The sequence below is a fragment of the Candidatus Polarisedimenticolia bacterium genome (genome assembly GCA_035764505.1).
In the GTDB taxonomy this organism is placed as follows: domain Bacteria; phylum Acidobacteriota; class Polarisedimenticolia; order Gp22-AA2; family AA152; genus AA152.
In genome coordinates this window covers 1-25,018 of sequence record DASTZC010000249.1, presented here as the reverse complement: position 1 = coordinate 25,018, position 25,018 = coordinate 1, and the positions used below count along the sequence as shown (strand labels likewise).

Annotated in this window: 26 protein-coding genes; 7 read left to right on the top strand and 19 right to left on the bottom strand. The window is 67.3% G+C overall.

The genetic code is table 11. The features are described 5' to 3' along the window. The 3 genes from mtnP to VFW45_16370 form a co-directional block, all read right to left on the bottom strand. On the bottom strand, positions 1-834 hold an 834-nt coding region (gene mtnP, locus VFW45_16380; protein ID HEU5182365.1), incomplete at its 3' end, for an S-methyl-5'-thioadenosine phosphorylase. A gap of 49 nt (positions 835-883) precedes the next feature. Further along, entirely contained in the window at positions 884-1,684 is an 801-nt protein-coding gene (locus tag VFW45_16375) for a patatin-like phospholipase family protein (GenBank protein HEU5182364.1), read from the bottom strand. Continuing rightward, complete coding sequence (locus VFW45_16370) at positions 1,681-2,058, bottom strand: hypothetical protein (protein ID HEU5182363.1); 378 nt, start codon at positions 2,056-2,058, stop codon at positions 1,681-1,683. Before VFW45_16370 ends, VFW45_16375 begins: the two co-directional genes overlap by 4 nt. A 186-nt stretch (positions 2,059-2,244) precedes the next feature. Between VFW45_16370 and VFW45_16365 the strand changes: the two genes are divergently transcribed. Next, positions 2,245-4,005: a diguanylate cyclase gene (locus tag VFW45_16365; GenBank protein HEU5182362.1), complete on the top strand. Its 1,761-nt coding sequence runs from the start codon at positions 2,245-2,247 to the stop codon at positions 4,003-4,005. Positions 4,006-4,012: 7 nt separating this feature from the next. On the opposite strand, the gene VFW45_16360 is transcribed toward VFW45_16365, so the two are convergent. The 8 genes from VFW45_16360 to VFW45_16325 form a co-directional block, all read right to left on the bottom strand. Beyond that, a complete protein-coding gene (locus VFW45_16360; GenBank protein ID HEU5182361.1) occupies positions 4,013-4,555 on the bottom strand; it encodes an FHA domain-containing protein in 543 nt (180 codons plus the stop codon). Between the two features lie 7 nt (positions 4,556-4,562). Continuing rightward, positions 4,563-4,895 carry a hypothetical protein gene (locus tag VFW45_16355; GenBank protein HEU5182360.1) on the bottom strand — a complete coding sequence of 111 codons (333 nt, stop codon included), beginning with the start codon at positions 4,893-4,895 and terminating at the stop codon, positions 4,563-4,565. Between the two features lie 11 nt (positions 4,896-4,906). After that, a complete protein-coding gene (locus VFW45_16350; GenBank protein ID HEU5182359.1) occupies positions 4,907-5,572 on the bottom strand; it encodes a CoA transferase subunit B in 666 nt (221 codons plus the stop codon). Next, positions 5,517-6,227: a CoA transferase subunit A gene (locus VFW45_16345; protein HEU5182358.1), complete on the bottom strand. Its 711-nt coding sequence runs from the start codon at positions 6,225-6,227 to the stop codon at positions 5,517-5,519. The genes VFW45_16350 and VFW45_16345 overlap by 56 nt, the downstream gene beginning before the upstream one ends. Continuing rightward, positions 6,224-6,634, bottom strand: a complete 411-nt coding sequence (mce, locus tag VFW45_16340) for a methylmalonyl-CoA epimerase (GenBank protein HEU5182357.1) — start codon at positions 6,632-6,634, stop codon at positions 6,224-6,226. The genes VFW45_16345 and mce overlap by 4 nt, the downstream gene beginning before the upstream one ends. After that, positions 6,631-7,617, bottom strand: coding sequence for a methylmalonyl Co-A mutase-associated GTPase MeaB (gene meaB, locus VFW45_16335; protein HEU5182356.1), 987 nt, complete (start codon positions 7,615-7,617; stop codon positions 6,631-6,633). Before meaB ends, mce begins: the two co-directional genes overlap by 4 nt. After that, on the bottom strand, positions 7,614-8,771 hold the full coding sequence (locus tag VFW45_16330; GenBank protein ID HEU5182355.1) for an acyl-CoA dehydrogenase family protein: 1,158 nt from the start codon (positions 8,769-8,771) through the stop codon (positions 7,614-7,616). Before VFW45_16330 ends, meaB begins: the two co-directional genes overlap by 4 nt. Before the next feature lie 101 nt (positions 8,772-8,872). Next, the gene (locus tag VFW45_16325) at positions 8,873-9,895 is read right to left on the bottom strand and encodes a GntG family PLP-dependent aldolase (GenBank protein ID HEU5182354.1); all 1,023 of its coding nucleotides are present in this window, start codon (positions 9,893-9,895) and stop codon (positions 8,873-8,875) included. A gap of 225 nt (positions 9,896-10,120) precedes the next feature. On the opposite strand from VFW45_16325, the gene VFW45_16320 reads away from it, so the two are divergent. The 6 genes from VFW45_16320 to VFW45_16295 all read left to right on the top strand — a co-directional run bounded on the left by VFW45_16320 (position 10,121) and on the right by VFW45_16295 (position 17,719). Then, positions 10,121-11,443 carry a sulfatase gene (locus VFW45_16320; protein ID HEU5182353.1) on the top strand — a complete coding sequence of 441 codons (1,323 nt, stop codon included), beginning with the start codon at positions 10,121-10,123 and terminating at the stop codon, positions 11,441-11,443. Continuing rightward, a complete protein-coding gene (locus VFW45_16315; GenBank protein HEU5182352.1) occupies positions 11,440-13,368 on the top strand; it encodes a hypothetical protein in 1,929 nt (642 codons plus the stop codon). Before VFW45_16320 ends, VFW45_16315 begins: the two co-directional genes overlap by 4 nt. Next, entirely contained in the window at positions 13,365-14,582 is a 1,218-nt protein-coding gene (locus tag VFW45_16310; protein HEU5182351.1) for a hypothetical protein, read from the top strand. Before VFW45_16315 ends, VFW45_16310 begins: the two co-directional genes overlap by 4 nt. A gap of 331 nt (positions 14,583-14,913) precedes the next feature. Continuing rightward, complete coding sequence (locus VFW45_16305; protein ID HEU5182350.1) at positions 14,914-15,855, top strand: ABC transporter ATP-binding protein; 942 nt, start codon at positions 14,914-14,916, stop codon at positions 15,853-15,855. Further along, positions 15,852-16,685, top strand: a complete 834-nt coding sequence (locus tag VFW45_16300; protein HEU5182349.1) for a hypothetical protein — start codon at positions 15,852-15,854, stop codon at positions 16,683-16,685. The genes VFW45_16305 and VFW45_16300 overlap by 4 nt, the downstream gene beginning before the upstream one ends. A 26-nt stretch (positions 16,686-16,711) precedes the next feature. Next, positions 16,712-17,719, top strand: coding sequence for a hypothetical protein (locus VFW45_16295; protein ID HEU5182348.1), 1,008 nt, complete (start codon positions 16,712-16,714; stop codon positions 17,717-17,719). A gap of 3 nt (positions 17,720-17,722) precedes the next feature. Here VFW45_16295 and VFW45_16290 read toward each other — a convergent pair whose 3' ends face one another. The 8 genes from VFW45_16290 to VFW45_16255 all read right to left on the bottom strand — a co-directional run. Further along, complete coding sequence (locus VFW45_16290; GenBank protein HEU5182347.1) at positions 17,723-18,865, bottom strand: hypothetical protein; 1,143 nt, start codon at positions 18,863-18,865, stop codon at positions 17,723-17,725. A 9-nt stretch (positions 18,866-18,874) separates the two neighbouring features. Beyond that, positions 18,875-19,447 carry an elongation factor P gene (locus VFW45_16285; GenBank protein ID HEU5182346.1) on the bottom strand — a complete coding sequence of 191 codons (573 nt, stop codon included), beginning with the start codon at positions 19,445-19,447 and terminating at the stop codon, positions 18,875-18,877. A gap of 16 nt (positions 19,448-19,463) precedes the next feature. Further along, a complete protein-coding gene (locus VFW45_16280; protein ID HEU5182345.1) occupies positions 19,464-20,180 on the bottom strand; it encodes a methyltransferase domain-containing protein in 717 nt (238 codons plus the stop codon). Positions 20,181-20,247: 67 nt separating this feature from the next. Continuing rightward, positions 20,248-21,420 carry a radical SAM family heme chaperone HemW gene (hemW, locus tag VFW45_16275; protein ID HEU5182344.1) on the bottom strand — a complete coding sequence of 391 codons (1,173 nt, stop codon included), beginning with the start codon at positions 21,418-21,420 and terminating at the stop codon, positions 20,248-20,250. Further along, positions 21,410-22,195 carry a tetratricopeptide repeat protein gene (locus VFW45_16270; GenBank protein ID HEU5182343.1) on the bottom strand — a complete coding sequence of 262 codons (786 nt, stop codon included), beginning with the start codon at positions 22,193-22,195 and terminating at the stop codon, positions 21,410-21,412. Before VFW45_16270 ends, hemW begins: the two co-directional genes overlap by 11 nt. Beyond that, entirely contained in the window at positions 22,192-24,045 is a 1,854-nt protein-coding gene (locus tag VFW45_16265) for a BatD family protein (GenBank protein ID HEU5182342.1), read from the bottom strand. The genes VFW45_16270 and VFW45_16265 overlap by 4 nt, the downstream gene beginning before the upstream one ends. Continuing rightward, positions 24,046-24,822 (bottom strand): tetratricopeptide repeat protein, encoded by a 777-nt coding sequence (locus tag VFW45_16260; GenBank protein HEU5182341.1) that lies wholly within the window; start codon positions 24,820-24,822, stop codon positions 24,046-24,048. Continuing rightward, positions 24,819-25,018, bottom strand: a 200-nt coding sequence (locus tag VFW45_16255) for a hypothetical protein (GenBank protein HEU5182340.1), incomplete at its 5' end; no start/stop codon positions are given. The genes VFW45_16255 and VFW45_16260, both read right to left, overlap by 4 nt.

Sequence of the window (25,018 nt, the reverse complement as noted above, 5' to 3'; positions counted from 1 at the left end):
CAGGCGGCGACGAGCCGCCTCGGGGATACGCGCCGGATCGGTGAGGATGGCGTTGCGCAGCGCGCCGGCGCAAGGGCAGCGGCGCTCGGCCGTCAGCTTCGGGATCGCCTGCGCGACGGTGCGCAGCGCCATCTCCGAGTTCTGGCGCAGCCGCCCGACCACCACCTCCACGGTCACCGCTTCCTCCTCCTCGTGCCAACAGTCGTAGTCGGTCACCATGGCCATCGTGGCGTAGCAGATCTCCGCCTCGCGCGCCAGCTTCGCTTCCTGAAGGTTGGTCATCCCGATGACGGAGGCACCCCACGAGCGGTAGAGGTGCGACTCGGCGCGCGTCGAGAAGGCCGGCCCTTCCATGCACAGGTAGGCGCCGCCGGTATGCACGCGGGCGCCGCAGGATCCGGCCGCCGCCGCCAGCTGCCCCGCCGTCTCGGCGCAGATCGGGTCCGCGAAGGCGACGTGCGCCACGATGCCCTCACCGAAGAAGGTGGAGATGCGCCCGCGGGTGCGATCGATGAACTGGTCGGGGACGACGACATCGAGCGGAGCGATGCCTTCCTTGAGACTGCCGACCGCGGAGACCGACAAGATGCGCTCCACGCCGAGCATCTTGAAGCCGTACAGGTTGGCGCGGAAGTTTATCTCGGTCGGCAGGAGGCGGTGCCCTTCGCCGTGGCGCGCCAGGAAGGCCACCGGCACGCCTTCCAGGTTCCCGACGCGGTAAGGATCGGAGGGGGCTCCGAAGGGCGTCTCCAGAGCCACGCTACGCAGGTCGCGCAGCCCCGGCATGGCGTACAGACCGCTGCCGCCGATGACGCCGATGCGTGCCTGGGACATGCCTTCTCCGACAAAGCTTTCGCGGTGATCGCCTTCGAGGAGCCGAACACTAGCACAAAGCCTGCGCCTGCTCCAGCACCGCGGTCTCCCCCGCGCGAATGAGCTCCTCGGCCTGCGACGAGCGGAAGAAGACCGTGCCTGCTCTTTCCACGCGCGGCCGGAGACGCAGGATCCGGCCGGGATACCGGCGCTCGAGCTCCTCCCAGCGGCGAGGATCGCGCTCGCGCGCGCCGCGCAAGACCTGGAGGTCCACGGCCACGATGCGGTGGGCGGAAAAGGGGGGCTCCAGCGCCCGCTCCACCGGCACCGCATGACTGAAGCCGCCATCCACCAGACGGTAGGTGCGGCCGGCATGCTCGCACCGCACCCAGGGGAACAGCCCCGGGATCGAGGCGCCCGCCACGGCAATCTCGGCGGCGGGAAACGGACTGGTCACGCCGCTGGCGACGAAGACCTCCTCGCCGGTGAACAAATCCAGGGCGAGCAGTCCCAGCCGGCCGATCCCGAAGTGCAGCCGGTCGAGATCCAGACGGCGCAGCTCCCGCAAGGTGGCCTCCAGGGAGCCGGAGAGCGGCTCGGGCGCTCCCGGGTCGCGACACCCGTACAGGCACCAGCCGAGATGAAAAAGGGAGGACGTGGTCAGCCCGCTCAGCGAACGCTCGAGATCCTCCGGCGAATAGCCCAGTCCGGCATGAAATGCCGCCACCAGCCCGCCGATCGACACGCCCACCATGGAATCGATGCGCACCGGGAGGCGCTCGAGGGCCCGCAGCACGCCGAGATGGGCGAGACCGCGGAAAGCGCCGCCGCCCAGGACCAGGCAGATGCCCGGCTCCTGCCCGGCGCTCAACGATCTCCCGGGATCGGAACCGTGAGAATCACCAGGGCTGCATCGTCGAGGGAGCGGACGGTCCCGGCCGTGCCGGGGTGCGACCGTCGCAGCAGAGCGCGCAGCCGCGCGGCGCGGCCGCGGACAGGGACGCGCAGCGTCAGGCGCAGGGTCGACTTCCCGGCTTTGAGCTCCAATCGCGCCAGGCCGTTCGCCTCCGATGCTTTCGCGGGTACGGCCAGCGCTTTTTCGAGCACCCGGCGCACCCAGGCGGAAGGTCGCCGCCCGACCCGGTAGCGCCGGAGATAGAAGCGGGTGGAGTCGAGCGCCACGCGCAGGAAGTCGTCCGAGAGCGGGAAGACGAGGCGGGCGGTCGATTCGGGCATGCGCTGCATCGTGTCGATGAGCTCCGGTTGGGCGGTGGCTGCGGCGGCATCTTAACGAAGCCGTTTTCCGGGTGTCAACGAGTGGACGGTGGCCAGTTTCCGGACAGGTGCAAATCACGCTGCCTGAGATCCTTGCACGCCCAAGAAGGCGTTCCTATATTGATCTCCAATGCGCTATCGTCAGGAGTCCGCCGCATGAAAGGAAAGCTCACCTCCGAGCGCCCCGCTTTCACGGCCTACGCCGTCGCGCTGGGCCTGGGAGGCTCCGCCCTCGCGCTTCTGTCCCTGCGGCGCGTCGATGCTCACCTTCCCGCGCACGCCGCGGCGGTGATCTGCTTCGCGCTGTTCATCGGCGTGGCCTGGCGCTTCCCTTTCTCGATCCTGCCGCGGACCCGTATGTCGATGGATTTCGTCTTCATCATCGCCGCCCTTGCGGTGCTGCCGGCGCCTCTTCCCTACCTGGTGGGTCTGGGAGCCGCGGTGCTCGGGGGGGTGCTGCGACGTCGCGAAACCGTGGGCAGCCTGCCGGGAGTCGGTCTTCCCTTCCTCAATGCCGGAGTGCTGTTCGTCACGCTCGGCGTGGGGAGCCTCCTGGCCTCGCGCATGGGGAGCTTCTGGGGCTTCGCACGGCTGGGCTGGAGGAACACCCTCGGTGTGGTGATCATGTTCGTGTCGATGAATCTGCTGCACATGTCGCTGCTCTCCCTCGCGACGCTCCTGCGCGGCGACTCGCCGCTGGAATTCATCCGCCACCACCTGCTGGTCATCTCTCCGATCGAGATCTTCACGATCCCGCTGGTGCTGTCGCTGGTCTCCCTGTACGTGAACTCCGGCATGGCGGCATTCCTCTGCCTGGGCGTGTCGCTGCTGCTGATGAGCTACCTGTTCCATCATCTGAACCGCGTCGAGGAAGGGGTGCGGCGGGTCAACCAGAGCCTGTCGGACCGGACGTCGGAGCTGGCGGCGCTCAACTCGATCGGCAAGGAGGTCAGCTCCAGCCTCGATCCGGCGCAGGTCTGCGCCGTGGTGGCGCGCCACTGCCGCCAGGTCTTTCCGAGCGGCACCTTCTTCATCGCCACGGTGGATGCGGAGAAGCGCGAGGTGACGGCGCGCTTCAGCCATCGCGGCGACACGCTGCAGGCGGAGGATCGGCTGCCGGTCGGCGCGGGCTTCGTGGACTGGACGTTGAAGACGCTGCGACCCGTGCTGATCCGCGACCTCCTCGAGGAGGGGCGCAATCTCCCCTTTCCCCCGATCACGCACGATCCGACGATCCGCTCGATCCTGATGGTCCCCCTGATGGTGGAGAACCGCGCCACCGGGGTCATGGGCGTGGTCGAGCCGACGGAGGGAAAGTTCGACATCGACCGCCTGTCGGTCATCACCACGATCGCGCAGCAGGCGGCGGTGGCCATCGAGAACGCGCGCCACTACCAGCTCGCCACGCGCGACCAGCTGACCGGGCTGTTCCTGCGGCACCATTTCCTGCAGCGCCTGGCCGACGAGCGCACCCGCGCACAGCGCTATCGCACGCCTTTCGCCGTCCTGATGCTGGACCTCGACACCTTCAAGGAGATCAACGATCGCCACGGCCACAATACCGGAGATCGCTTCCTGGCGGAGACCTCGGAGGCGATCCAGCGGAGCCTGCGCAGCTCCGACATCGCCTGCCGCTGGGGCGGCGACGAGTTCTGCGTGCTGCTGCCGCAGACCGACCTGGAGGCGGCGCGCTCCACGGCGGAGCGCATCCGCAAGGCGATTGAAGATCTGGCCGCGCCAGGCGGCGTGCGCGCCACGGCCAGCCTCGGGGTGGCGACCTATCCGACCGATTTCGACGGCAGCGTGGAAGATCTGGTGAAGCGCGCCGATCAGGCGCTGTACCGGGCCAAGGGCGAGGGGAAGGACCGGGTGGCAGTCTATTCGGTGAAGCGCAGCGAGCCGGCGCCCGCGGCGTAGGACAACGTCAGACGGTTACCGTGATGACCGCCTCGAGGAGGGTCGAACCGATGCGGATCTTGTCGCCGTGGTTGAGCTTGGAATAGGCGATCAGCCGGCCGTTGAGGTAGGTGCCGTTGGTGCTGGCCAGGTCCTTGACCACGATGTGCTGCGGACCGTAGATCTCGAAAGCGGCGTGCTTGCGCGATACCAGCGGATCCACCAGCTGGATTTCCCCTTCCTCTCTCCCCACGGTGGTGCGGCTCCTGGTCACCTCGAAGGTGAGCCCCGTCTCCGCCCCTTCCAGGACCTTGAGGGAGAAGCGCAGCTCCTCGGGGATCTGCCAGTCGCCGGTCAGCGCCGCGAGCGGCTTTCCCGGCACCGTGATGTCGCCGATGGAAGGGGACTCCACCGGGCGCGGCGGGGCGGCTTGCGTGTTTGCCGTGCCGGGGCGAGCCGGGAGACGGTATTCCCCCTCGCACTGCGGGCAGATATAGTGCGCGCGGCCACCTCCTAACGGATCGGTGGCCGCTTCCATGCGCGAGCGGCAGGTCGGGCAGAAGATTTCCATGGCGGCCTCAGGAAGGCCCTTCCAGGCCCAGGTAATCGTGGATTCCCCGCCCGGCACGCGCCTCGAAGCGCTCCCACAGGGAGGGGATCTCCCCCGCGGGCATGTCCAGGAGGATCTTTTCGACGCGCGGCAGCGGAAAGAAGACGAGCGAGGGGGTGATGGCCGCGCCGTCGCGTTCGCCGAGCTGGCCCAGCCAGTCGTCGAAAGCCAGGAGGTCCACGCCGAGGACGGAGGTGCCCGTGGAGTCGAGGGAGCGCATGACTCCCCAGAAGCGCTCCTTGGGGTCCTTGAGATAGACGATCACCACCGCGTCGGGGCGGATCCGATCGATGCGGATCACCGTCTCCTCCTCTACGGCTCCATCGTCTTGAGGCTGCGCTCGTCCACCTTGAGCTCGGCCTCGGTGAGCTGGCGCACCTGCTCCGGCGTGACGCCGGGGGCAATCTCCGCGAGCCGGAGACCCTCGGGAGTGACGTCCACCACCGCCAGCTCGGTGATGATCCGGTCCACCACTCCGAGCCCGGTGAGCGGCAGGCGGCACTTGCGGAGGATCTTGGGCTCCCCCTCCTTGGTCGCGTGGGTCATCATGACGATCACGCGGCGCGCTCCGGCCACCAGGTCCATCGCGCCTCCCATTCCCTTGACCATCTTTCCCGGCACCATCCAGTTGGCCAGGTTCCCTTCCTGATCGACCTCCATGCCGCCGAGTACGGTGAGATCGACATGGCCGCCGCGGATCATGGCGAAGGAATCGGACGAATTGAAATAGGCCGCCCCGGCGATGGCGGTCACCGTCTGCTTGCCGGCATTGATCAGGTCGGGATCCTCCTCTCCCTGGAGGGGGAAGGGACCGATTCCCAACAGGCCGTTCTCGGATTGCAGGATCACCGAGATCCCGGCGGGGATGTGATTGGCGATCAGGGTCGGCATCCCGATCCCGAGATTGACGTAATAGCCGTCCCTAAGCTCCCGGGCCGCCCGCCGGACGATACGTTCTCTGCTCGATTCGCTTTTCATATCCTTTGCCCTGGAAGATGGCGTCGACGTAGATGCCCGGAGTGATCACCGCGTCCGGATCGAGCGCGCCCGGCTCGACCAGCTCCTCCACCTCGGCGATCGTGTAATCGGCTGCCGTGGCCATCATCGGATTGAAGTTGCGCGCCGTGCGCCGGTAGACGAGATTGCCCAGGGAGTCCCCTTTCCAGGCTTTGATGAAAGCGAAATCGCCGCGCAGCGCCTTCTCCAGGAGGTAGGTGCGGCCGCCGAACTCGCGCACCTCTTTTCCGTCCGCCACGGGCGTCCCCACGCCGGTCGGAGTGTAGAACGCCGGAATGCCGGCGCCGCCGGCGCGCAGCCTCTCGGCGAAGGTCCCCTGCGGCACCAGCTCCACCTCCAGCTCCCCCGACAGGCAGAGCCGCTCGAAGGTCTCGTTCTCGCCGACGTACGTGGAGATCATCTTCCGGACCTGGCGCGACTTCAAGAGCAGACCGATGCCGAAATCATCCACCCCGGCATTGTTGCTGGCCACGGTGAGAGAGCCGGTGCCGGCATCGCGGAGCGCGGCAATGAGATTCTCGGGGATGCCGCACAGTCCGAACCCCCCCATCAGGATGACGGCTCCTTCAGGGATCTTCGCCACCGCCTCGCGTGCGCCGCCAATCACTTTGTTCATTTCGTCTCCCGCGCCGCTTCCCGCAGCTCCACCAGGACCCCGCCGGCGCTGCGCGGGTGCACGAAGGCGATGCGCGTCCCTTCGGAACCGGAGCGGATTCCGCCGATCAGGCGGCAGCCGGCGGCCTCGAGGCGCCGGCAGCTCTCCTCCACCGAGTCGACGAGGAAGCAGAGGTGGTGGATCCCTTCGCCTCGCTGCTGCAGGAACCGGCCCACGGGAGAGTCGGGGCCTTCCGGCTCCAGCAGCTCGATGCGTCCGGCCCCCTGTCCCAGGATCGCCACCCGCACCTGCTCGGAGGAGACTTCCTCGATCCGCTCCAGAGGCAGTCCCAAAAGGTCGCGATAGAAAGGAAGGCGATCTTCCAGGCGCGTCACCGCGACGGCGACATGATCCAGCCGGCGGATCAACGCCGCCTCCCGTTGAGCGCCTTGCGCCGGTCGGCACGCGGGAAGCGTATCCGCTCCAGAACCTCCTCCGCGGCGGTGTAGGGATCGCACTCCCGGCGCGCCAGGTGCTCGGCAATCGACTCGACTTCTCCCTGCGACAGGCAGGCTTCCAGGGCCCGCCGGTAGAGGCCTTCACGCAGCAGCTCGAGGAAGCGCTCGCGGCTGCGCTCACGCTCCTTCTCTTTCCGCGCCGCGGCGTCGTCCGAGCGCCGGCGCCGGCGATCCACCGCTTCCATGAGCTCCGGCACTCCCTGGCCCGTGGTGGCCACCGTCCTCAGGATCGGGGTGCTGCCCGTCTTCTCGTCCGGGGCGAGTGCCAGCATCGCCTGCAGCTCCGAGGAGAGCCGGTCGGCGCCTTCGCGGTCCGCCTTGTTGATCACGAAGAGATCGGCGATCTCGAGGATGCCGGCCTTGATCGCCTGAATGTCATCGCCCAGTCCCGGCGGCAGCACCACCAGCACCAGATCGGCGATCTGCACCACCTCCACCTCGTCCTGGCCCACGCCGACCGTCTCGATCAGGATGACGCCGTACCCCGCCGCGTCGAGCAGGTCGACCACGTCGCGGCAGGCGCGCGAGACGCCGCCGAAATGGCCGCGCGTCGCCATGCTGCGGATGAAAACCCCCGAATCGAGACAGTGCTCCTGCATGCGAATCCGGTCGCCGAGGATGGCGCCTCCCGAGAAGGCCGAGGAGGGATCCACCGCGATGATCCCGACTTTCTCGCCGCGCGCCCGCCAGGCGCCCACCAGCTTGCTCGCCAGGCTGCTCTTGCCCGCGCCCGGAGGTCCCGTGATTCCCAGGACCAGCGCCTTGCCGGTTTTCGCGTAGACGGCTTTCAGGATGGCGCGCCCTTCCGCAGTCTCCCCTTCCACCAGCGAGATGCTGCGCGCCAGCGCCCGCGGATCGCCGGAAGTGAGCCGCTGCAGCAGCGCGCCGGTCATGACCTGCCGTCCGGCTCCAGGAGGTTGCGCGCGATCACCAGCCGTTGGATCTCCGAGGTCCCCTCGCCGATCGTGGTCAGCTTGGCGTCGCGATGGAACTTTTCCACCGGGTAGTCCTTCACGTAACCGTAGCCGCCGTGCATCTGGATCGCCTTGTCGGTGACGCGCACCGCCACCTCCGAGGCGAACAGCTTGGCCATCGAGGCGGCGAGGTTGATCTCCTCCCCGCGATCCTTCAGCGACGCCGCGCGCAGCGTCAGCAGCCGCGCCGCCTCGATCTCGGTGGCGCAGTCGGCCAGCATCCACTGGATTGCCTGGAACTCGCTGATCGGCTTGCCGAACTGGTGGCGCTGCTGGGTGTAGCGCAGGGCCGCCTCGAAGGCTCCCTGCGCCGTCCCCACCGCCATCGCCGCGATGCCGATGCGGCCGGAATCGAGCACCCGCAGCGCCCCGCGGAAGCCGGCGCCTTCGGCGCCGAGCAGCTGCGAGCGGTGCACGCGGCAGTTCTCCATGACCAGCTCGGCGGTATCCGAGGCGCGGCACCCCATCTTGTTCTCGCGCTTGCCCGAACGGAAGCCCGGCATGCCGCGCTCCAGGATGAAGGCGGAAATCCCGCCATGCTTGCCGGCCGCCGGGTCGGTCACGGCGAAGATCACGGCGAAATCGGCGATCGAGCCATGGGTGGCGAAGGTCTTCGCGCCGTTCAGGATGAAGTGCTCGCCGTCCTTCTCCGCGCGGCAGCGGGTCCCGCCGGCGTCGCTGCCGGCGGTCGGCTCGGTCAGGCTCCAGGTCCCGAGCTTCTCCCCGCGGGCCATGGGAACGAGGTATTTCTGCTTCTGCTCCGGCGTTCCTTCCAGGTAGATGTGGTTGCACGGCAGGCCATTGTGCGCCGCCACCGAGAGGCAGATCCCGGGGTCGACCCGGGCGATCTCCTCCAGGACGATGACATAGTCGACCATGCTCATGCCGGCGCCCCCCAGCTCCGGGGGGAAGGTCACGCCGGTCAGTCCCAGCTCGGCCAGCTTCTTGAAAATGGCGTGAGGGAATTCCTGGGATTCGTCCAGCCTCAGGCTGTGGGGAGCGATTTCGCTTTCGGCGAATTCGCGGACCATCTTGCGGGTAAGGAGCTGGTCCTCGCTGAAGGAAAAGTCCAAGCCGCACCTATTCCGGATATCTTGGGCGATAAACTCAATTATTCGAGTATTTTATTGCAGGCGAGGAGAGCCCGTCAACAGATTCGGTTGGGCTTTGCCCCTCAGCCCCGCCCCAGGCGGAGGATGGTATCCCCCGCCGCGTCCACCTCTCCCCGGGAGACGTCGCAATGGGTCACCATCCGAACGCGGTCGGCGGCAATCGACAGGCAGAGCACCCCCTCCGATTTGAGCCGCTCCACGAGGGAGGCGGCGGTGGTGCTGAGGGTGCGGAAAATGACGATATTGGTATCTACCTGCGCCGGATCGATTTCGAACTCCGAAGATTCGGAAATCCGGCGGGCCAGCCGCTGGGCATGGGCATGGTCCTCGGCGAGACGATCGATCATGGTCGCCAGGGCCACCAGCCCGGCGGCCGCCAAAATGCCGACCTGGCGCATTCCTCCCCCCATTCGCTTGCGCACCCGGATGGCTTCGCGGATGAAATCGCGCTCGCCCGCCAGGATCGAGCCCGCCGGACAGGCAAGCCCCTTGGAAAGCGTCACCATCACCGAGTCGGTGCCTTCGGCCAGCGCCTGCAGACTGGTGCCGGAGGCGACGGAGGCGTTGAACAGCCGGGCCCCGTCCAGGTGGACCCTCAATCGGGCGCGGCGTGCCGCTTCGAGCACTTCGTGGAAGCGCTGGCGCGGGTAGATCCCGCCGCCGCACATGTTGTGGGTGTTCTCCAGGCAGAGGAGCTGGGCACGGCAGTTGTAATAGATCGAGGAGCGCAGCGCCCCCTCGACATCTCCCGCCGACGGGAAGCCGCGCTCGCCGCGCACCGGCCGCGGCTGGACCCCGGCGAAGACCGCCATGGCGGCAAGCTCGTAATTCATGATGTGGCAGTCGGCGTCGAGGATCACCTCTTCGCCCGGCGTGGTGTGCAGACGGACCGCGACTTCGTTGGCCATGCTGCCGGTCGGCATGAACAAGCCCGCTTCCTTGCCGAGCAGCGCCGCGGCCTCCTCCTCCAGACGGAGCACGGTGGGATCTTCCCGATAGACGTCGTCGCCCACCTCCGCCTCGGCCATCGCCTTGCGCATGGCGGGAGTGGGACGGGTCACCGTGTCGCTGCGCAGATCGATCATCGCGCCTCCCGCGCCGGATTATAGCAGCCTCCCCCGCGTGCACCGCGCGCCGGAGGGTTGGCTATAATGTCTCCACGCATGTCCTTTTCTTCCGTCGCAACGCAGGCAGTTTGGAGGCGTCTTTTCAGGCGCGTGCGGTCCTCCAGGTCCCCGGGAAGCTGTGGTGCCCCCCGCGGTAGCCTGCTCTTCCTCCTTCTCCTGCTCGCGGGATGCGCGAAGCACGCCATGCCTCCCAGCCTGTTGTTGATCACCATCGACACCCTGCGCGCCGATCATCTCGGGACCTACGGATATCCGCGTCCCACCTCGCCGCGCATCGATGCCCTGGCGCGCGGCGGCGTCGTCTTCGAGAAGGCCTACGCCACGCTGCCGCGCACCACCCAGTCGGTCGCCACGATCCTCACCGGGCTGTACCCGAAGCACCACCAGGCGAGAGGCCTGTTCTCCTATCTGCCGCCGGGCAACACCACGCTGGCGGAGATCCTGCGCGAGCGGGGCTACGCGACGCGCGCCGTCGTCTCCAACATCTTCCTGCAGCCCGGCAAGGGGTTCGAGCAAGGGTTCGATTCGTACTCGAATCCGCGCAGCCGCTTCGACGGCGACAGCGCGGCGCAGATTAGCGCGGAGGCGCTCGGAGTGCTGGGCGGATTGCAGGGCCGTCCTTTTTTCCTGTGGGTGCACTATCTGGAGCCGCACTGGTCATACGAGCCCGAGGAGCGCTTCGTGCAGCGCTTCGATCCCGGCTACGACCCTTCGCAGGCGATGCGGGAGCTGCGCGAAGGAAAGTTCCGGAAAGGCGATCTGATCTTCAGCAATCCCCTGCCGCCGCGCGATCGCGAGCACCTGGTGGCCTGCTACGACGCCGAGATCGCCCAGGTGGACGAGCAGGTCGGCCTCCTGCTGGACGGAATCCCCGCCGCTCTGCGCGACAACCTCCTCGTCGTGCTGACCTCCGATCATGGCGAGAGCCTCTGCGAGCATGGCTATTGCTTCGCGCACGGCGAGACGCTGTACGACGACACGCTGCATGTTCCGCTGATCTTCTCGCAACCGGGACGCCTGCGCGCGGCGCGTGTCGCCTCGACCAACGTGTCGCTCCTGGATGTCGCTCCGTCCGTCTTGCGATTGCTCGGGCTGCCGGATCGGCCGGGAATGGATGGATTGCCGCTGCTTCCAACCGGCCCGGGCGCCGACCCGGCCGCGCGGCGGGCGCTGCTGTTCGCGGAGACCGATTACCAGCTGATCCACTCGGCCAATCCGCGCTATTTCATCCCGGGGGTGCGGGGGCGGTGGAGCGCGGTGCGGCGCGGTGCCCTGAAGCTGGTGACGATTCCACGCGAGCCGGCTCCGATCTACGAGCTTTTCGATCTCGCCCGCGATCCGGCGGAAGCGGCGCCGGCGGGACTGGAGGCGAGTTCCGAGGGGGCCGGGCTCGAAGGAGATCTCCGGGCCTGGACCGATGCCGGTGAGGGCGCGGGAGGCGACCTGGAGGAGACGCTCTCCGAAGAGCAGAAGGAGCGTCTGCGCTCCCTCGGGTACCTGCAATGACCCTGGCATCGGGGCACGACCGGATCCGGGACACCTTTGCCTTCGTCCTGTTCACGCTGTCCCTGCTCACCGTCGCGATGCTGACGGCGTCGGCCGCCGGCATTCCCCTCAGCCCGGCCGTTGCGCGCGCCGCGGCGGCCGCTTGCCTGGCGGGTGGCTGGGGAATGATGCGCCTGCAGCGGCGTCTCGACGGGAGCGGCGTACCGGTCGGCCGCTCGGCGTCGCACGAACCGCGCTCCATTCTCCTGGGTGCGGTGCCGTTGATCGTCGCGGCACTCTATCTCGGCCTGTGGTTCGCCGCCCTGGTCGCTCCCGACCGCTCCTGGGACGGCAACATCTATCATCTCCCCACCCTCCACAACTGGCTTCACGCCGGCCGCATCACCTGGATCGATCCGCGCATGCCGTTCGCCGATCTCATGAACGGTTATCCCAAGGAAGCGGAGCTGATGAGCATGGTGGCGGTGGGAGTGAGCGGAAGCTCGCGGTTTTCCCATTGTGGGAACCTGATCTTCCTGCCGCTTGGCTTTCTGGCGGTCGCGCGCCTGGCGGGGCTGGCGGGAGTCGGCCGGCGAGGCGCCTTGGTGTGCGGGGCGCTTTTCGTGCTGGCTCCGGTGAACATCGCCCAGTCGGTGACAGCCTACATCGATACCGCTTATGCCTGCTGCGTTGCCGCCTTCCTGGCATCGGTGGGGCTGGCGATCGAGCGGCTGCGGCGTACGGCATCGGTCCCCTGGCCCTGCCTGCCGCTGCTGGGATGCTCCTTCGGTCTCTCACTCGGCATCCGCCCGACGGCGCTGTTCCTGCTTCCCGGTGCTCTTGTCGCGATGGGCATGTTGCGACCGCGCTCTAAATCCACCCGTCCCGGCCGGGCGGAGTTCTTCGTTCGCGCGGCACTGCTCGTCGGTGCCGCGAGCCTCTGCGGCCTGGTGGTCGGAGGCTTCTGGTATGCCCGGAATCTGTGGCGGGAAGACAATCCTTTCTATCCGGTGAGGATTTCGTTCCTCGGCAAGACTCTGTTCGCGGGGCGGCCGATGGAGGAAATCGGCATTCTGGGGCACGAGCCGCCGGTCATGGCGAGCTGGTCCCGGCCGCGACAGATCCTCTACGCCTGGGGAGAAGGATTTGAGGAATGGCCGGCCTCCATCCGGAACGTCGACTCGCCCACCGGAGGATTGGGCCTGGTGTGGCTGCTCGGCTGCGTCCCCGCGATCCTCGTCCTCGGATGGCGCACGGCCCGCGATCCGGCGGCGCGGCAGGAGCTGACGCCCCTGCTGGCGTGCGCGGCCGTGGCGGTCCTTCCCTTCCTGGCGACTCCGGAGAACTGGTGGGCGCGCTATACCGTCTGGATTCTCGCGGTGGGGCTGCCCTGCTTCGCCCGGGTGGTGCGCGACGCCCTGGCGAGCGGCCGAGGGACGAAGCTCGTGAAGTCGTGGGCCACGGTCTGCATACTCATCGCACTGCTGGAAGGAGCGCTGGGCGCCGCCGACGTCTTTTCGCGCAGCTATCCGGGACCGCGTCCCTTCCGTCCCGGTGAAGCGTTGCACGCGGCGAGCTGGCGCTGGCCTTCGAACTATCTCTATCCGAACACGCGCGGGAGCCTGCTGGACCAGATCCTCGAAGGAAACGACACCGTCGCCTTCGGACCGACCCTGACCGAAGGGGCCTGCCGCGTCCGTGGCGGCATGGTCGGACAGCTCGCGCAGCCCGCCGGCGCACGCAGCATCCTGCCGATTCCGCTTGCCGCGGGCGAGGTCGAGATGGAGCAGCTCATCCGCGGCGGTGCGAAGTATCTGATCTGGGACACGGGGGCGATCGCGCCGCACTGTTCCCCTTCCGAAGCGGTGCTGAAGCTCGGATCCTCCTGGAGCCAGGCGGACGGATTCTGGATTTCTCCGATGCGCACGCAGGAAGCGTCTCGGTGACCCCCTCGGGTCCGCGGCGCCTCCGTGCGGCGGCCGTCTCGGCGCTGGCGCTGGCTCTCTCCGGCTGCTTCGAGCAACCGGTGAAGGAGACGATGTACCTCAAGTTCCTTCCCGGTTCCGAGGGGGTTGTGGTGGGAGTCAACGTCCGACTCGCATCGACGCAGGCGTTCGAGGACAACGTCGCGGCGCGCGATCGGATCGCCGCCTTGCAGCGCGACCTGCTCGACGAGCACGACGACTGGTCACGGCGCTTCCGCCGACTCGAGCCGGCACTGGATCGGGTCGTGTGGGATCGGGCGGAGGGGAGTCTTGCGGGAGTCACGCGCCGCGCCTATACGGAGGATCCGCAGAGCCTGCGGCAGTTCTTCGCGGACACGCTCATCGAGCCGCGGCTTGCGGGAAAGCAATCGGAGCCCGAGCTGACGCTCGTCGTGGGGAGCGGATCGAGGGCCAGCCGGTCTCAGCGGGAGGATCTTCGCGAAGCCCTGTCGCCCTGGATCGATGCGCTGGTGCGCTACCTGCACGATGCCACGGAGCTCTACGGCTTCCTCGAAAAAAATCCCTCCTCCGCGCCGGAGGCGTTCGGAGCGCTGTTCGACGGTGCCCGCGCGCGCCCGGCGGTCCCGCCAAGCGGTCGGCCCGGCGCGAGCGAAACGGGCGATCCCGGTGAGCAGGCCTTGCTCCTGGCGCGGCGCCTGGAGGACTCGATGGGTGAGGTGCTCCTTGTGCTCCAGGTTTCCTCCGACAGCGGCGTCTCGCTCGAGGAGCTCTCGTCGCTCGTCTACGATCCCTTTCCCGCTCCTCTGACGGTGCAGGTACCCGGCAGGATCGTCGAGCTGGAGGGATTCCGGAAGAACGAGCGAGGATTGCTGGAGGCAGGAGGGGCGAGTCTGATACAGGCTCTGCAGTCATTGGAAGGAAAATGGGTCGACCCCGATCCGCTCCTGGCAGAGTATCGGGCACTGAGCGGAGGCGATGCCGTCGACGCGCAGGCTTTCGCAGGTCGTCGGCGCCGGCGCTCTCCCCCTCCTTCCTCCTCGGAGCTTCGCGGCATCCTTGAAAAGAGCCTCTCCGGCCCCCCGATTTATCGCGTTCGTTGGAACGCAGCCCCCCAGACCGAGCAACCGGAGCCGCGGCAAGGTGACCTGGAATGGCTCTGGAGCGATCCCTCGAGTGGCAGCCCCTCCGCACCCGCCAGAATTCCGAAGCCGTAATTTCGACGACCCAGTCATGAGCCGGACCACCTTTGTATTACAAAGTACTTGACAATGCTCAACTCCTGACATATGTTGGCCGCGTGCACATCGAATCTCTCCGGCGGGTGCCTCCGACGCCTGATCCGACGCTGGCACGAGGAACTTCCGGGCGGCAGGACGTTTCCGATCGGTACGTCATGGGTCAATCAGACGTCTGTATGACGGCTCCCGATGCCCTGGCTTGCCGGACCGCCTGCAGCCTGCGGAAGGAAGCAAACCCCGGCCGGGGGGAACCTTTCCGGCGATCCCCCCGTATCTAGAGCATGTCCGAGAGGGGCGAGAGCGATACATGAGCGAAGCGATGGTGGTTTCCGTCAAGGATCTCCGGAAAACCTTCCGTGTCGGCTGGCGGGGGGGCCCGATACGGGCCCTCGACGGCGTCAGCGTGTCGGTCGGCCGGGGCGAGGTGTTCGGCCTGCTGGGGCCCAACGGAGCCGGCAAGACGACGTTGGTGAAAGTCCTCCTCGGAATCACCCATGCCGATGCCGGGGTGGCCGAGGTGCTGGGGCGTCCTGCGGGGGATGTCCAGGCGCGCTGCCGTGTCGGATATCTGCCGGAAGGTCACCGCTATCCTCTTCATCTGACGGGCGAAGGGGTGGTGCGCTGGTTTGCAAGGCTTTCGGGGGTTCCCGGCGCGGAGATTGGCGGCCGTTGCGCGGCGCTGCTGGAGCGCGTGGGACTCACCCGCTGGGCCGGCGTCAGGCTGCGCAAGTATTCGAAAGGAATGGTCCAAAGGCTCGGGTTGGCGGTGGCGCTCGTCCATCGGCCCGATCTCCTGTTTCTGGACGAGCCGACCGACGGGGTGGACCCTGTGGGGCGCGCCGAGATCCGCCGGATCCTGCTGGAGGAGAAAGAGCGCGGCACCGCGATCTTCATCAACTCCCACCTCCTGTCGGAGATCGAGCGGACCTGCGATCGGGTAGCCATCGTGTCGCAGGGAAAGATCCTCCGATCCGGCACGGTTTCGGAGCTCACCGAGCGGGGCCTCAGCTATCGCGTCGATGCGGGCACCGTGCCCGCGCCACTAATGGAGAGGATCCGTGAGCTGGCTTCCTCGGTGGAGGCCACCAACGGCTCGCTGCACTTGAGGGTCGGCAGCCTGGAAGCTCTGAATGCCTGCCTCGACTCGCTGCGCGGCTCGGGCAACCTGATCCGCCAGGTAACGCCTGAGAAGACCACCCTGGAGGAGAGCTTCATCCAGATCCTGGGGGGCGAGGAGTCGAAGCCATGACAAAGGTCCTGGCGGTGATCGACGGGACGATCCGCGAGTCGATGGCCAAGTTCACCTTCCTCGCCTTCCTCCTGATGTCCAGCCTGATGCTCTTGATCGTCACCTTCGCGGTCAACCTCGACGTCGTGGACGGAGCGCTGGCGGCGGCGCGCCTGTTCGGTCAGGACGTCAAGCTGGCCGGCCAGGAGATCTCCGTCGACCAGCTGGTCACGGGAATCCAGACCGGCACCGCCGGCATCCTCTTCGGGGTCGGGCTGTTCCTGTCGATCTTCGCGACGGCGAACCTCGTGCCGGTCATGCTCGAGAAGGGGTACGTGGATCTCCTGCTCTCCAAGCCGCTGTCGCGGCCGGCGCTGTTCCTGGGACGCTACCTGGGCGCCCTGAGCGTGGTGGGACTCAACCTCTTCTATCTGATCGGCGGCGTCTGGGTCGTCCTGGGTCTGAAGACCGGGGTGTGGAGGCGGGAGCTGCTGGGAGCCGGGCTCATCATCCTGCTGACCTACGCCATTCTGCTCGGCTTCATGATGATGGTGGGCGTGCTCACGCGCTCTTCCTCGATCACCATCATGCTCTCTTACTTCCTGTTCCCGCTCACCGCGGTTCTGTTCATCCGTGACAACCTGACGGTCATGCTCACCAGCAAGGTGCTCGTCGCCGTGCTCGACGCGCTCTACTGGATGCTGCCGAAGATCAACGAGATCAGCCTGTTCATGGTCAACCTCACGATGGGGAGGCCGCTCGGCTCGATCGCTCCCCTGCTCAGCTCGGCGCTGTTCGGGGCCGCCTGCCTGGCCCTGGGAACGGCGGTCTTCACGCGCAAGGACTATTAGGGCAACATCGCCCTCGAGGAGGCAACATGTGGCGTCGATTCGGCCTGGTCACGCTTTTCGAGAACTACGGAGGGATTCTGCTGGCCCTCATCCTCCTGATCCTGGTCTTCACTTCGTTCGCGTCGGAGACACCCGGCAAGGGGATCTCGCATCCGCTGGCCCTGCTTCCTTCCTCGGCCGAATTCGTCGTGTCGCTGGACACCTTCGCGCTGCGCAAGAGCGACCTCGTAGCCGAGATGGAGAAGCGCTTCGATTCGATCCCCGAGGCGGCGGAGAACTACCGGCGCTTCGTCCAGGAGACCGGGGTCGACCCGCGCCAGGACACCGACCGGGTCCTGATTTCGCTGCGCCAGGTCGATGCCGGCTTCGACTCGGGCTTCCTGATAGTCGCCGAGGGACGCTTCGGGTCCAGCCGGCTGGTCGACACGGCGGCCGAAAAGGGAGGCACCATCGTCACGACCGAGGATGGCACGCGCCTATGGACCTCGCGCGGACAGAATGGCGAGGGTGGAACCGTCCGTGCACTGGCCCAGCCCGGCCCCGACATGATCCTGTTCGGGCATGAATCCGAGGTGCGGCGAGCCCTCGACATCCTGGCGCGTCGCGCGGCTCCCGAGGTGAAGAGCTCCAAGCTCAAGGATCTGATCGCCGGCGTGGACCGTCGGGCTCCCGCCTGGGCCATCCTGAATTCGAGCGCCCTGGCCTCCAAGCTGTCCCAGGAGATCGGCCGCAGCGGCGCCGATTGGGACCCGGGCGCCGCCATCTCCAAGGTTGACTCCGTGACCGTGATGGGCTGGGTGGGAAAAGACGTCGACGTGAAGCTGCGTGTGTCGACCCGCGACGGTGAGACGGCTTCGCTGCTGGCCGACGTGGTGCGCGGCGCCCTGGCCGCCGGCAAGCTCGCGGCCAAGGACCGCGACGCCGAGCTCCTCAAAATCCTGCAGCAGACCTCGCTCGTCCAGGAAGGGACTTCGCTGGAGATGGAAGCGAGCATCCCGGCCTCGCGCTTCCAGCTCCCCACAGGCGCTGAATAACGACTACCGCGCGGCGGTGGGAGTGGCCGGCACCGGCGAACCGCGCTCTTCCAGCTTGTGCGCGAAGCGCGGCTCGGAGAGCAGGGCCGCCACCAGTTGCTCCGCCACCCAGCGGTTGCCCGCTTCGCTGTAGTGCAGGTAGGCATTGAAGAAGCCGGCGACCTGTCCGGCCGGCAGCCGGCGGATCGCCTCCACCAGATCGACGCGCAGATACCCCTCCAGGGAAGGCTCCGATGCCAGCGCGCCGCGCCAGGCGTCGGAGCTTGCCGTCCGGTAATCGTCGGGTCCCGGCAGGACCGCGAGCACCGGCACGGCCCCTTTCGCATCGGCCAGCTTGCGCAGCGACTTGAAGATTTCGGCGGCGACCTTCCAGAGCTCGGGGTCGACGCCGGTTGCCGGACGCGAGACGGTCCCACGGTCCCGGGTCAGGACCCGGATCAGCTCGAAGGTCCGCAACCGGGAGAAATGCACCGCATGCTGCCGCAGCCACGGAAAGCGGTAGCTGGAGCGGGGAACCGGCACGTTATCGGTCACCAGGGTGCCGTTCCGGACGTGCAGCACCGGCTTGCCGTATCCGAGGAATTCCCCTCCGCGCATGCGCTCGAAATCGTCGGCGATGAGCGCGAAGATCAGGACGTCGTGATCCAGCCGGGTGCCGTCGCGCGCGTACCAGAGGTAGGCCTGATCGGCCCCGTAGCCACCCTGTCCCATGTTGACGCTCTGGAGGCGCGGCTCAATCTCCGCCAGGCGCGCGCACCAGCTCGCCTCGTCCGATTCGCCGTAGCCGAGTGTGAACGAATCCCCCGAGCAGATGACCCGGATCTTCCCGGGTGGGACCCGCACGCCCACCTCGGCGGTGCCGCGGAAGCCCTCGGCGTTGATCGTGAGGCTCTTTCCGGGTCCGTAGAGATCGGGGACGCGCGCGCCCGGACGGTTGCTCCATCCCAGCAGCGGATCGTATTGGGTGTGCTGGCGCTCGCGAGGGACCGGACGGGTGTCCCACCAGAGGTCGCGCAGCAGCAGCACCGTGCTGCTCGCCCCCTCCAGCAGGAAGAAGAGAACGATCGTCATGAAGCTGGTGATCAGGACCGCGCGCAGCGCGCGGGCGGCGGCGCCTCGGGGAGAGGCGGGTGGAGAGGGTTTCATGCGCTCCAGCTACTTCGCGACGCGCTTGACGAACTCGCCGGTGGAGGTGTCCACCATGACCCGCTCCCCTGCCTCCAGGTAGACCGGCACCTTGATGATGGTTCCATTGCTCAAGGTGGCGGGCTTGGTGACCTTGCCGCTGGCCATGTCGGAGCGCCCGCCGGGACCGGTTTCGACCACCTCCATCTCGACGAACTGCGGCAGCTCCACACCGATGACTTTCCCCTCGAAGACCACCGAGCGCAGCGTGATCCCCTCGGACAGCCAGCGCGCCGCCTCCGCCAGGCTTTCGCGGCTCAGGTGGAACTGCTCGAAGGACTCATCGTCCATGAAATGGAAGTCGTCCTCCTCGGCATAGAGGAAGTTGATCTTGCGCTTCACCAGATCGGGCTCCTCGAAGCGATCTCCCGACTTGAAGGTGAGGTCCTGCAGGGCCGAGGTCAGGACGTTGCGGGCGCGCACCCGCACCAGGGTCGCGGCGCCGCGGGCGGAAGGGGTCTGGACGGTGTACTCCATGATGACGTAGGGGACGCCTTCCACCAGGATGGGAAGGCCCTTGCGAAAATCGGACGTCGAGATCACGCTGCCTCCGTTCGCCTCAGCGGGGTTCCGCCGGCGCGAAAATCAGGAAGTACTGGTACGGCAGAAAGGTCTTCTGCTCCACCAGCTTCCAGCCCGCCTCCTGCATCTCGCGCGTGACCAGCTCCGGCTCGAGCTTGTGCTCCGGCGGCGGTCCGACCGGCAGCTCCCGCTTGTGAAAATCGACGATGGCCACTTTTCCACCGCGCGCCATGGCGCGCCGCATGCGCCGGAAGTACTCCAACCGGTCGTCGATGTGATGATAGGTATCGACGATGAGCACACGGTCCACCCGCCCCGGAGGGAGAAAGGGCTCCGCGGGAAGCGCCAGGACCGGCACCACGTTGGCCAGCTTCTCCCTCGCTGCGCGCTCGGCGAGGTAGCCGATCATCGACGGCTCGGTGTCGATGGCCAGCACCATTCCCCCCGGTCCCACCGCTCCCGAGAGATGCGCTTCGAAGTAGCCCGTCCCCGCCCCCAGATCGGCGGCCACCATGCCGGGCTTCAGTGCCAAGGCGCGCACCACCTCAGCCGGCATCTGCCAGGCGCCTCGCGCCGGATCGTCGAACACCTGCGCCCACCGCTGCGGATCGTCGAAGGGATGCCTCACCGTGGCGTCGTGGGACACAGCGGGCTCCTGGGGCCGGTCCGCATGGCCTGGCGCGTCGTCGCCGGCGGAGAGCTGAAGCGGCCATCCAAAGCACAGCAGCAGGCAGGCGATACGGGCGGCATGCACGGGAATTCCTCGCTTCTCGAGGGGAGGTTATCCGAGGGGGTGCACCGGAATCAACCGGCGCGCGGCATCAAACGAAGACGGCGAAGATCTCGTTGGCCACGCAGTAACTGCGCGGCGCGAGCCGCAGGCGCGGTCCTTTGAGCGACACGAACCCCGCCTCCATCAGATCCAGGACGGCGCCGCGACGGGAGCCGAGGGGATCCGCCACGCCGTAGGCACGCCCGAGATCGTCGAGATCCACTCCCTCCACGAGACGCAATCCGGCAAAGAGCGCTTCCTGCAGGCGCGCCCCGGGATCGGCCTCCCCGGTCTCGCGGCGGGGCTCTGCTCGCCGCTCCACGGCCTCCAGATAGCCTTCGAGATCGGGCGCCACGCGCGAGCGCCGTCCCGCCAGGTAGGACCAGGCGGAAGGGCCGAAGCCGGCGAACGGCGCGTCGGTCCAGTATTTGAGGTTGTGCCGGCAGCGCTTTCCCGGCAGCGCGAAGTTCGAGATCTCGTATTGCCGGTAGCCGGCGGCGGTCAGGCCGGAGCGCACGGTTTCATAAAGCTCGGCGGCCTCGTCCTGGGAGACCGCCGGCAGCTCGCCCCGCTCGATGCGCGCTCTCAGGGCGGTCTCCTTGTCCATCTCCAACAGATACGCCGAGACATGATCGGGCCCCAGGTCGAGGAGCCGTTGGAGATCCTCACGGAGAATTGCCGGGCTCTGACCGGGAAGCGCCAGCATCAGATCGAGGCTGACGTTGTCGAAGCCGGCGGCGCGGGCCTCGTGAAAGGCCTGCGCGGCGCGATCCGCGGTGTGGGCGCGGCCGAGCGCGGCGAGGATTGCCGGCTCGAAGCTCTGCACGCCGAGGCTCAGGCGGTTGATCCCTACCCGGCGGAAGGCCTGCAGCCGCTCCTCGGTCACGCTTTCGGGATTGGCCTCGAGGCTGATCTCGGCATCCGGCTCCACGCCGAAGCTGGACCGCAGCGCCGCCAGCAGCCGGGAGATTTGAAGCGCCGTCAGGAGCGAAGGAGTCCCGCCTCCGAAATAGACGCTGTCGACGGGCCGCCCGGCGATCTCGAGCGTCCGGGAGCTGATGCCGATCTCCTCCGCCAGAGCGCCGGCGAACCGGCCGAGAGACCCTTCTCCGGCGTAGGCGCGGGTGTAGAAATCGCAGTAAGTACAATGCGACACGCAAAAGGGAGCGTGCAGGTAGACGCCGAGGGGAGAATCACCCTGGCGATGCGCTTCAGATGACACCGAGCCCCTCCCCTTGCAGCCATCCCGCCCGGCCGTCCGGCAGGGTGACTTGCGTCCACTCCCCGCGGCGGGCATGGATCTTCACCATGGCTCCCTCGTGCACCGACGCCAGCAGCGTGTTCTCACGTCCCGGACCGCTGTAGACCTCCAGCTTCTCGGAGAGGACGACCGCGTCGTCCCGGGCCACCCGGTCACGGGCCTGCCATGCCGTCCAGCCGCCGAAGAAGACCGCCAATATCAGGACGGCCCCGGCCAGGGCCCCCGCCACCATGGCCCAGCGCCGCGGCCTCCCCAGGATCCAGACGGCGGCGATCGCCATCGCCGCGAAATACAGCCCGAGGAAGACGCGCGTGACCTGCTCGAGCGACAGCAGGTTCTTGCCGCGCTCGAGCTGGGCAATCAGGAAGGGGGCGCTGTCGGGCGGGGTGCGGTCGCGCACCCGGAGCCTCACGAAGCGGAGGTTCTCGCGGGCATCGGCATCCGATGGCTCGATTTTGAGCGTTTTCTCGTAGAACAGGATGGCCTTGCCGATCTCGTTCCGCCGGAAGCAGGCGTTGGCGAGATTGTAGAAGACGCGGCTGTCGTGGACGCCGCGCCGCAGGATCTCCTCGTAGGCCTTCTGCGCCGTTGCGAAATCGCCTTTGGAGTAGGCTTCGTTGCCCTGCCGGAAGAGCGTCTCGGGAGTGCTCGCCAGCCGCGCCTGCGCGCGGATCGACACGGGGAGCATCAGCAAGGCGGCCAGCAGGCCCAAGCGCAGGAGGCGCCGCGCCGTCAAGCCGACTTCACGCTCCCTTCCATCGCCTCGACGACCCATTCCGCCTCGCCCAGGGCCTTGGCCATCTCCCCGGGCTCGGATGCCGACGGCGCGAAGCGGGCGAAATCACAGGTTTCGAGACAGCGCCGGAAGCGGTCCCGCAGCGCCGGCTCCACCCCCCGCTGATCCAGGATCTCCTCGATCCGATCGTAGGTGAGCCCCGACGCCGGCAGGGTCGCCTTGTCGGCGAGGTAGCCGGTCAGCGCGGAAGCCACCTCCTGGTAGAAATCGCGGGGTTGAGAGCGGGAGAGACGGCTGCGGGCCCGCGCCAGCTTCCGGCGGGCCAGTCTGCGGGCTTTGCGGCGGCGCACCAGGCCTTCGCTTCCGGCCAGGCGCGAGCGCCTCCGGGCCATCAGCAGCAATCCGGTGTTGAGCGCCAAAGGGCCGGCCAGCGCCGCCAGGAACAGCGGGGATCCCGCGAGGGTCCGCGCCTGATCGCGCAGCGGCTGCGGATCCATCTTGATGTACCGGATGTCGGTGCCCAGGACCGCGATGTCGGCGCGCGCCGGGAAGGGCTGGCCCGGGAGATCGCCTGCCTCGCCCCGCGCGACCTTCAGATGGATCGGCTCGCTCTGCAGCACCTGGTAGCTCGCCGTCTTCGGGTCGAAGTAGGCGAAGCGGACCGGCGGGATTTCCTGCGCTCCGGCGGCCAGCGGGATCAGGACGTATTCCCAGGTCTTCTTCCCCACCATCGTCCCCGCCTTGGCGTGCGGCGTTTCCTGGACTTTGGGGTCGTACTGCTTGAAGTCGGGCAGCGCCGGGATGCGGGGGCCGGAAAGCGTCGAGATGTTCCCCTGTCCTTCGACCTCCACCTTCAATCCGACCGCGTCGTTCACCTTCGTGTCGTTCCGATCCGCCTTGACCGACAGCGTGTAGCGCCCCACCGCGCCGTCGAACTCCGGCGGCCGGCCCTCGACCGGCAGGTCCTTCACGTGGATGCGGATCTCCTGGCTGCTGCGGAACAGGCTCTCGGTGGGCTGGAACAGGAAGGAGTCGAACGGGTCGTTGCTGCGGCGCCGCGCGGCGAAATGGAACGTCAGGGCCGGGATGGTCAGATTTCCGGAGCTGTTGGGGAAGAGGGCCTTCTTCAGGACGGTGTACTCCATGAAGGTCCCTTCCTTGCGCTGTATCGTGCGCGCGTCGTACTTGTCGTCCGGCTTGATGTCCTCCACCCAGAACCCCTCGTAGCTGGGCTGGTCCTGCAGCGCCATGTTCGACAGCTCGTACTGTGTGTAGACCTTGTACATGAGCGAGACCTGCTCGCCCGGATAGACGTCCGTCTTGTCGACCACCGCCTCGACGAACAGGCTGGCCGGCGTGCTGCCGCGCGGCGGCGTCGCGAGCCTGCGCCGGGTCCACGGGTCGGCAAAGGGAGAATTTGGCTGACCCCCGCCGCCGCCCTGGCTGCCGCCGCCAGCTCCGCGCTCGACCACGTCGACGCGCAGCATCGGAGTACGGTAGGTGGTGCCGTCCAGGGTCACGGGGATGGGTGGGATGCTGTGGACGCCCTTACCCTGAGGAACCAGGATCCAGGTATAGCTGCGCGAAGAAGACGAGCGGCCGTTGACCCACTGGAAATAAGAGGAGACCGATGGTCCGGAAACCGAGACGAAGCCTGGAATCTGCTGCAGCGAGGGGGGCTGATCGGGCTGGTGGTCGGTGCCGTTGATCTGAATCTTGAGCTCGACCTCCTGTCCCTCTTCGACGCGGTTCGGCTCGGCCGTGGCGGTGACCTCGACCTCCTGGGAAAAAGCGGTGGTCGCGGGCGCGAAAAGCAGGAGCAGGATGGCCAGGCGTACCCAGCGGCGCATCTACCAGTCCTCCTCCACGTCGCGCTGCTCTTCTTTCTGCGCCTCCAGCCGCTTCTTGAGGTTTTCCTTCTCGTCTTCCTGGAGCGCACTGAGGATGCGCTCCGCCTCCTCGCGCGTCAATCCTCCCTTGGGGCGCTGCTGCTGCCCGGGCTTTTTCTTCGGATCGTTCGAATCTCCCTGCTTGGGAGATTGCGGCTTGTCGGGGTTCTTGTCGTCGGGCGAGGGCTTGGACGGGGAATTCTCCTGGGAATCATCCTTATTCTTGTCGTCGGGCTTTTGCTGCTGTTGCTGCTGCTGTTGCTGCTGCTTCATGGCCAGCAGCGCCAGCTCCAGGTTGCGCTTGGCGTCCATGTCCTTGGGAGCGAGCTTGAGGGCTCTCTGATAGGCATCCACCGCCTCCTGATACTGTTGCTGACTGAAGAAGGTGTTCCCCAGATTGTAGACGGCCCGGGGATCGAGCGACGCATCGGCGGCCGCCAGAGCCCGGCGATACTCCTCGCGGGCTTTTTCAACTTCTCCCTGACGGAAGAAGACATTGCCCAGATTGTAATGGAGCTGCGGAGAATCAGGCGCCGCCAGCTGGGCTTCGGTGTAGCGCTTCAGCGCCTCGGGATACTTCTTCTCCTCGTACAGCTTGTTCCCTTCCTTGTTCTTGGAGCTGGCGGAAGCCCGGGCCTGGGGGATCTGGGTGCCCATCACCAGGCCCGTGCCCAAGAACAGAAGGGTGAGAACGGCGGATCTCCATGCGAGGGAGCGCCTCTGACGGACCGAGATCATGCCTTCCTCTCCTTTCCGGGGAACAGCCGTCCACCAATCCCCGCCTCGAGCATCAGGGCTCCGAGGGCCACGGCGAGGGGAATCTGGTAGCGCTCCTCGTAGGTCGTGATAAATCGGGAGCCCACCTGGCGATGCTCCATGAGCGCGATCCGATCCTGAATCTCGCGGATTTCCCGCCCCTCGGGGGTGAGGGGAA

What these genes read in the sequence shown, in the direction of transcription:
- VFW45_16370 (HEU5182363.1), bottom strand. Translation starts at nt 2,058, where the DNA reads ATGCAGCGCATGCCCGAATCGACCGCCCGCCTCGTCTTCCCGCTCTCG.
- VFW45_16365 (HEU5182362.1), top strand. Translation starts at nt 2,245, where the DNA reads ATGAAAGGAAAGCTCACCTCCGAGCGCCCCGCTTTCACGGCCTACGCC.
- VFW45_16360 (HEU5182361.1), bottom strand. Translation starts at nt 4,555, where the DNA reads ATGGAAATCTTCTGCCCGACCTGCCGCTCGCGCATGGAAGCGGCCACC.
- VFW45_16350 (HEU5182359.1), bottom strand. Translation starts at nt 5,572, where the DNA reads ATGAAAAGCGAATCGAGCAGAGAACGTATCGTCCGGCGGGCGGCCCGG.
- VFW45_16345 (HEU5182358.1), bottom strand. Translation starts at nt 6,227, where the DNA reads ATGAACAAAGTGATTGGCGGCGCACGCGAGGCGGTGGCGAAGATCCCT.
- meaB (HEU5182356.1), bottom strand. Translation starts at nt 7,617, where the DNA reads ATGACCGGCGCGCTGCTGCAGCGGCTCACTTCCGGCGATCCGCGGGCG.
- VFW45_16325 (HEU5182354.1), bottom strand. Translation starts at nt 9,895, where the DNA reads ATGATCGATCTGCGCAGCGACACGGTGACCCGTCCCACTCCCGCCATG.
- VFW45_16320 (HEU5182353.1), top strand. Translation starts at nt 10,121, where the DNA reads ATGCCTCCCAGCCTGTTGTTGATCACCATCGACACCCTGCGCGCCGAT.
- VFW45_16315 (HEU5182352.1), top strand. Translation starts at nt 11,440, where the DNA reads ATGACCCTGGCATCGGGGCACGACCGGATCCGGGACACCTTTGCCTTC.
- VFW45_16305 (HEU5182350.1), top strand. Translation starts at nt 14,914, where the DNA reads ATGAGCGAAGCGATGGTGGTTTCCGTCAAGGATCTCCGGAAAACCTTC.
- VFW45_16300 (HEU5182349.1), top strand. Translation starts at nt 15,852, where the DNA reads ATGACAAAGGTCCTGGCGGTGATCGACGGGACGATCCGCGAGTCGATG.
- VFW45_16295 (HEU5182348.1), top strand. Translation starts at nt 16,712, where the DNA reads ATGTGGCGTCGATTCGGCCTGGTCACGCTTTTCGAGAACTACGGAGGG.
- VFW45_16290 (HEU5182347.1), bottom strand. Translation starts at nt 18,865, where the DNA reads ATGAAACCCTCTCCACCCGCCTCTCCCCGAGGCGCCGCCGCCCGCGCG.
- VFW45_16265 (HEU5182342.1), bottom strand. Translation starts at nt 24,045, where the DNA reads ATGCGCCGCTGGGTACGCCTGGCCATCCTGCTCCTGCTTTTCGCGCCC.
- VFW45_16260 (HEU5182341.1), bottom strand. Translation starts at nt 24,822, where the DNA reads ATGATCTCGGTCCGTCAGAGGCGCTCCCTCGCATGGAGATCCGCCGTT.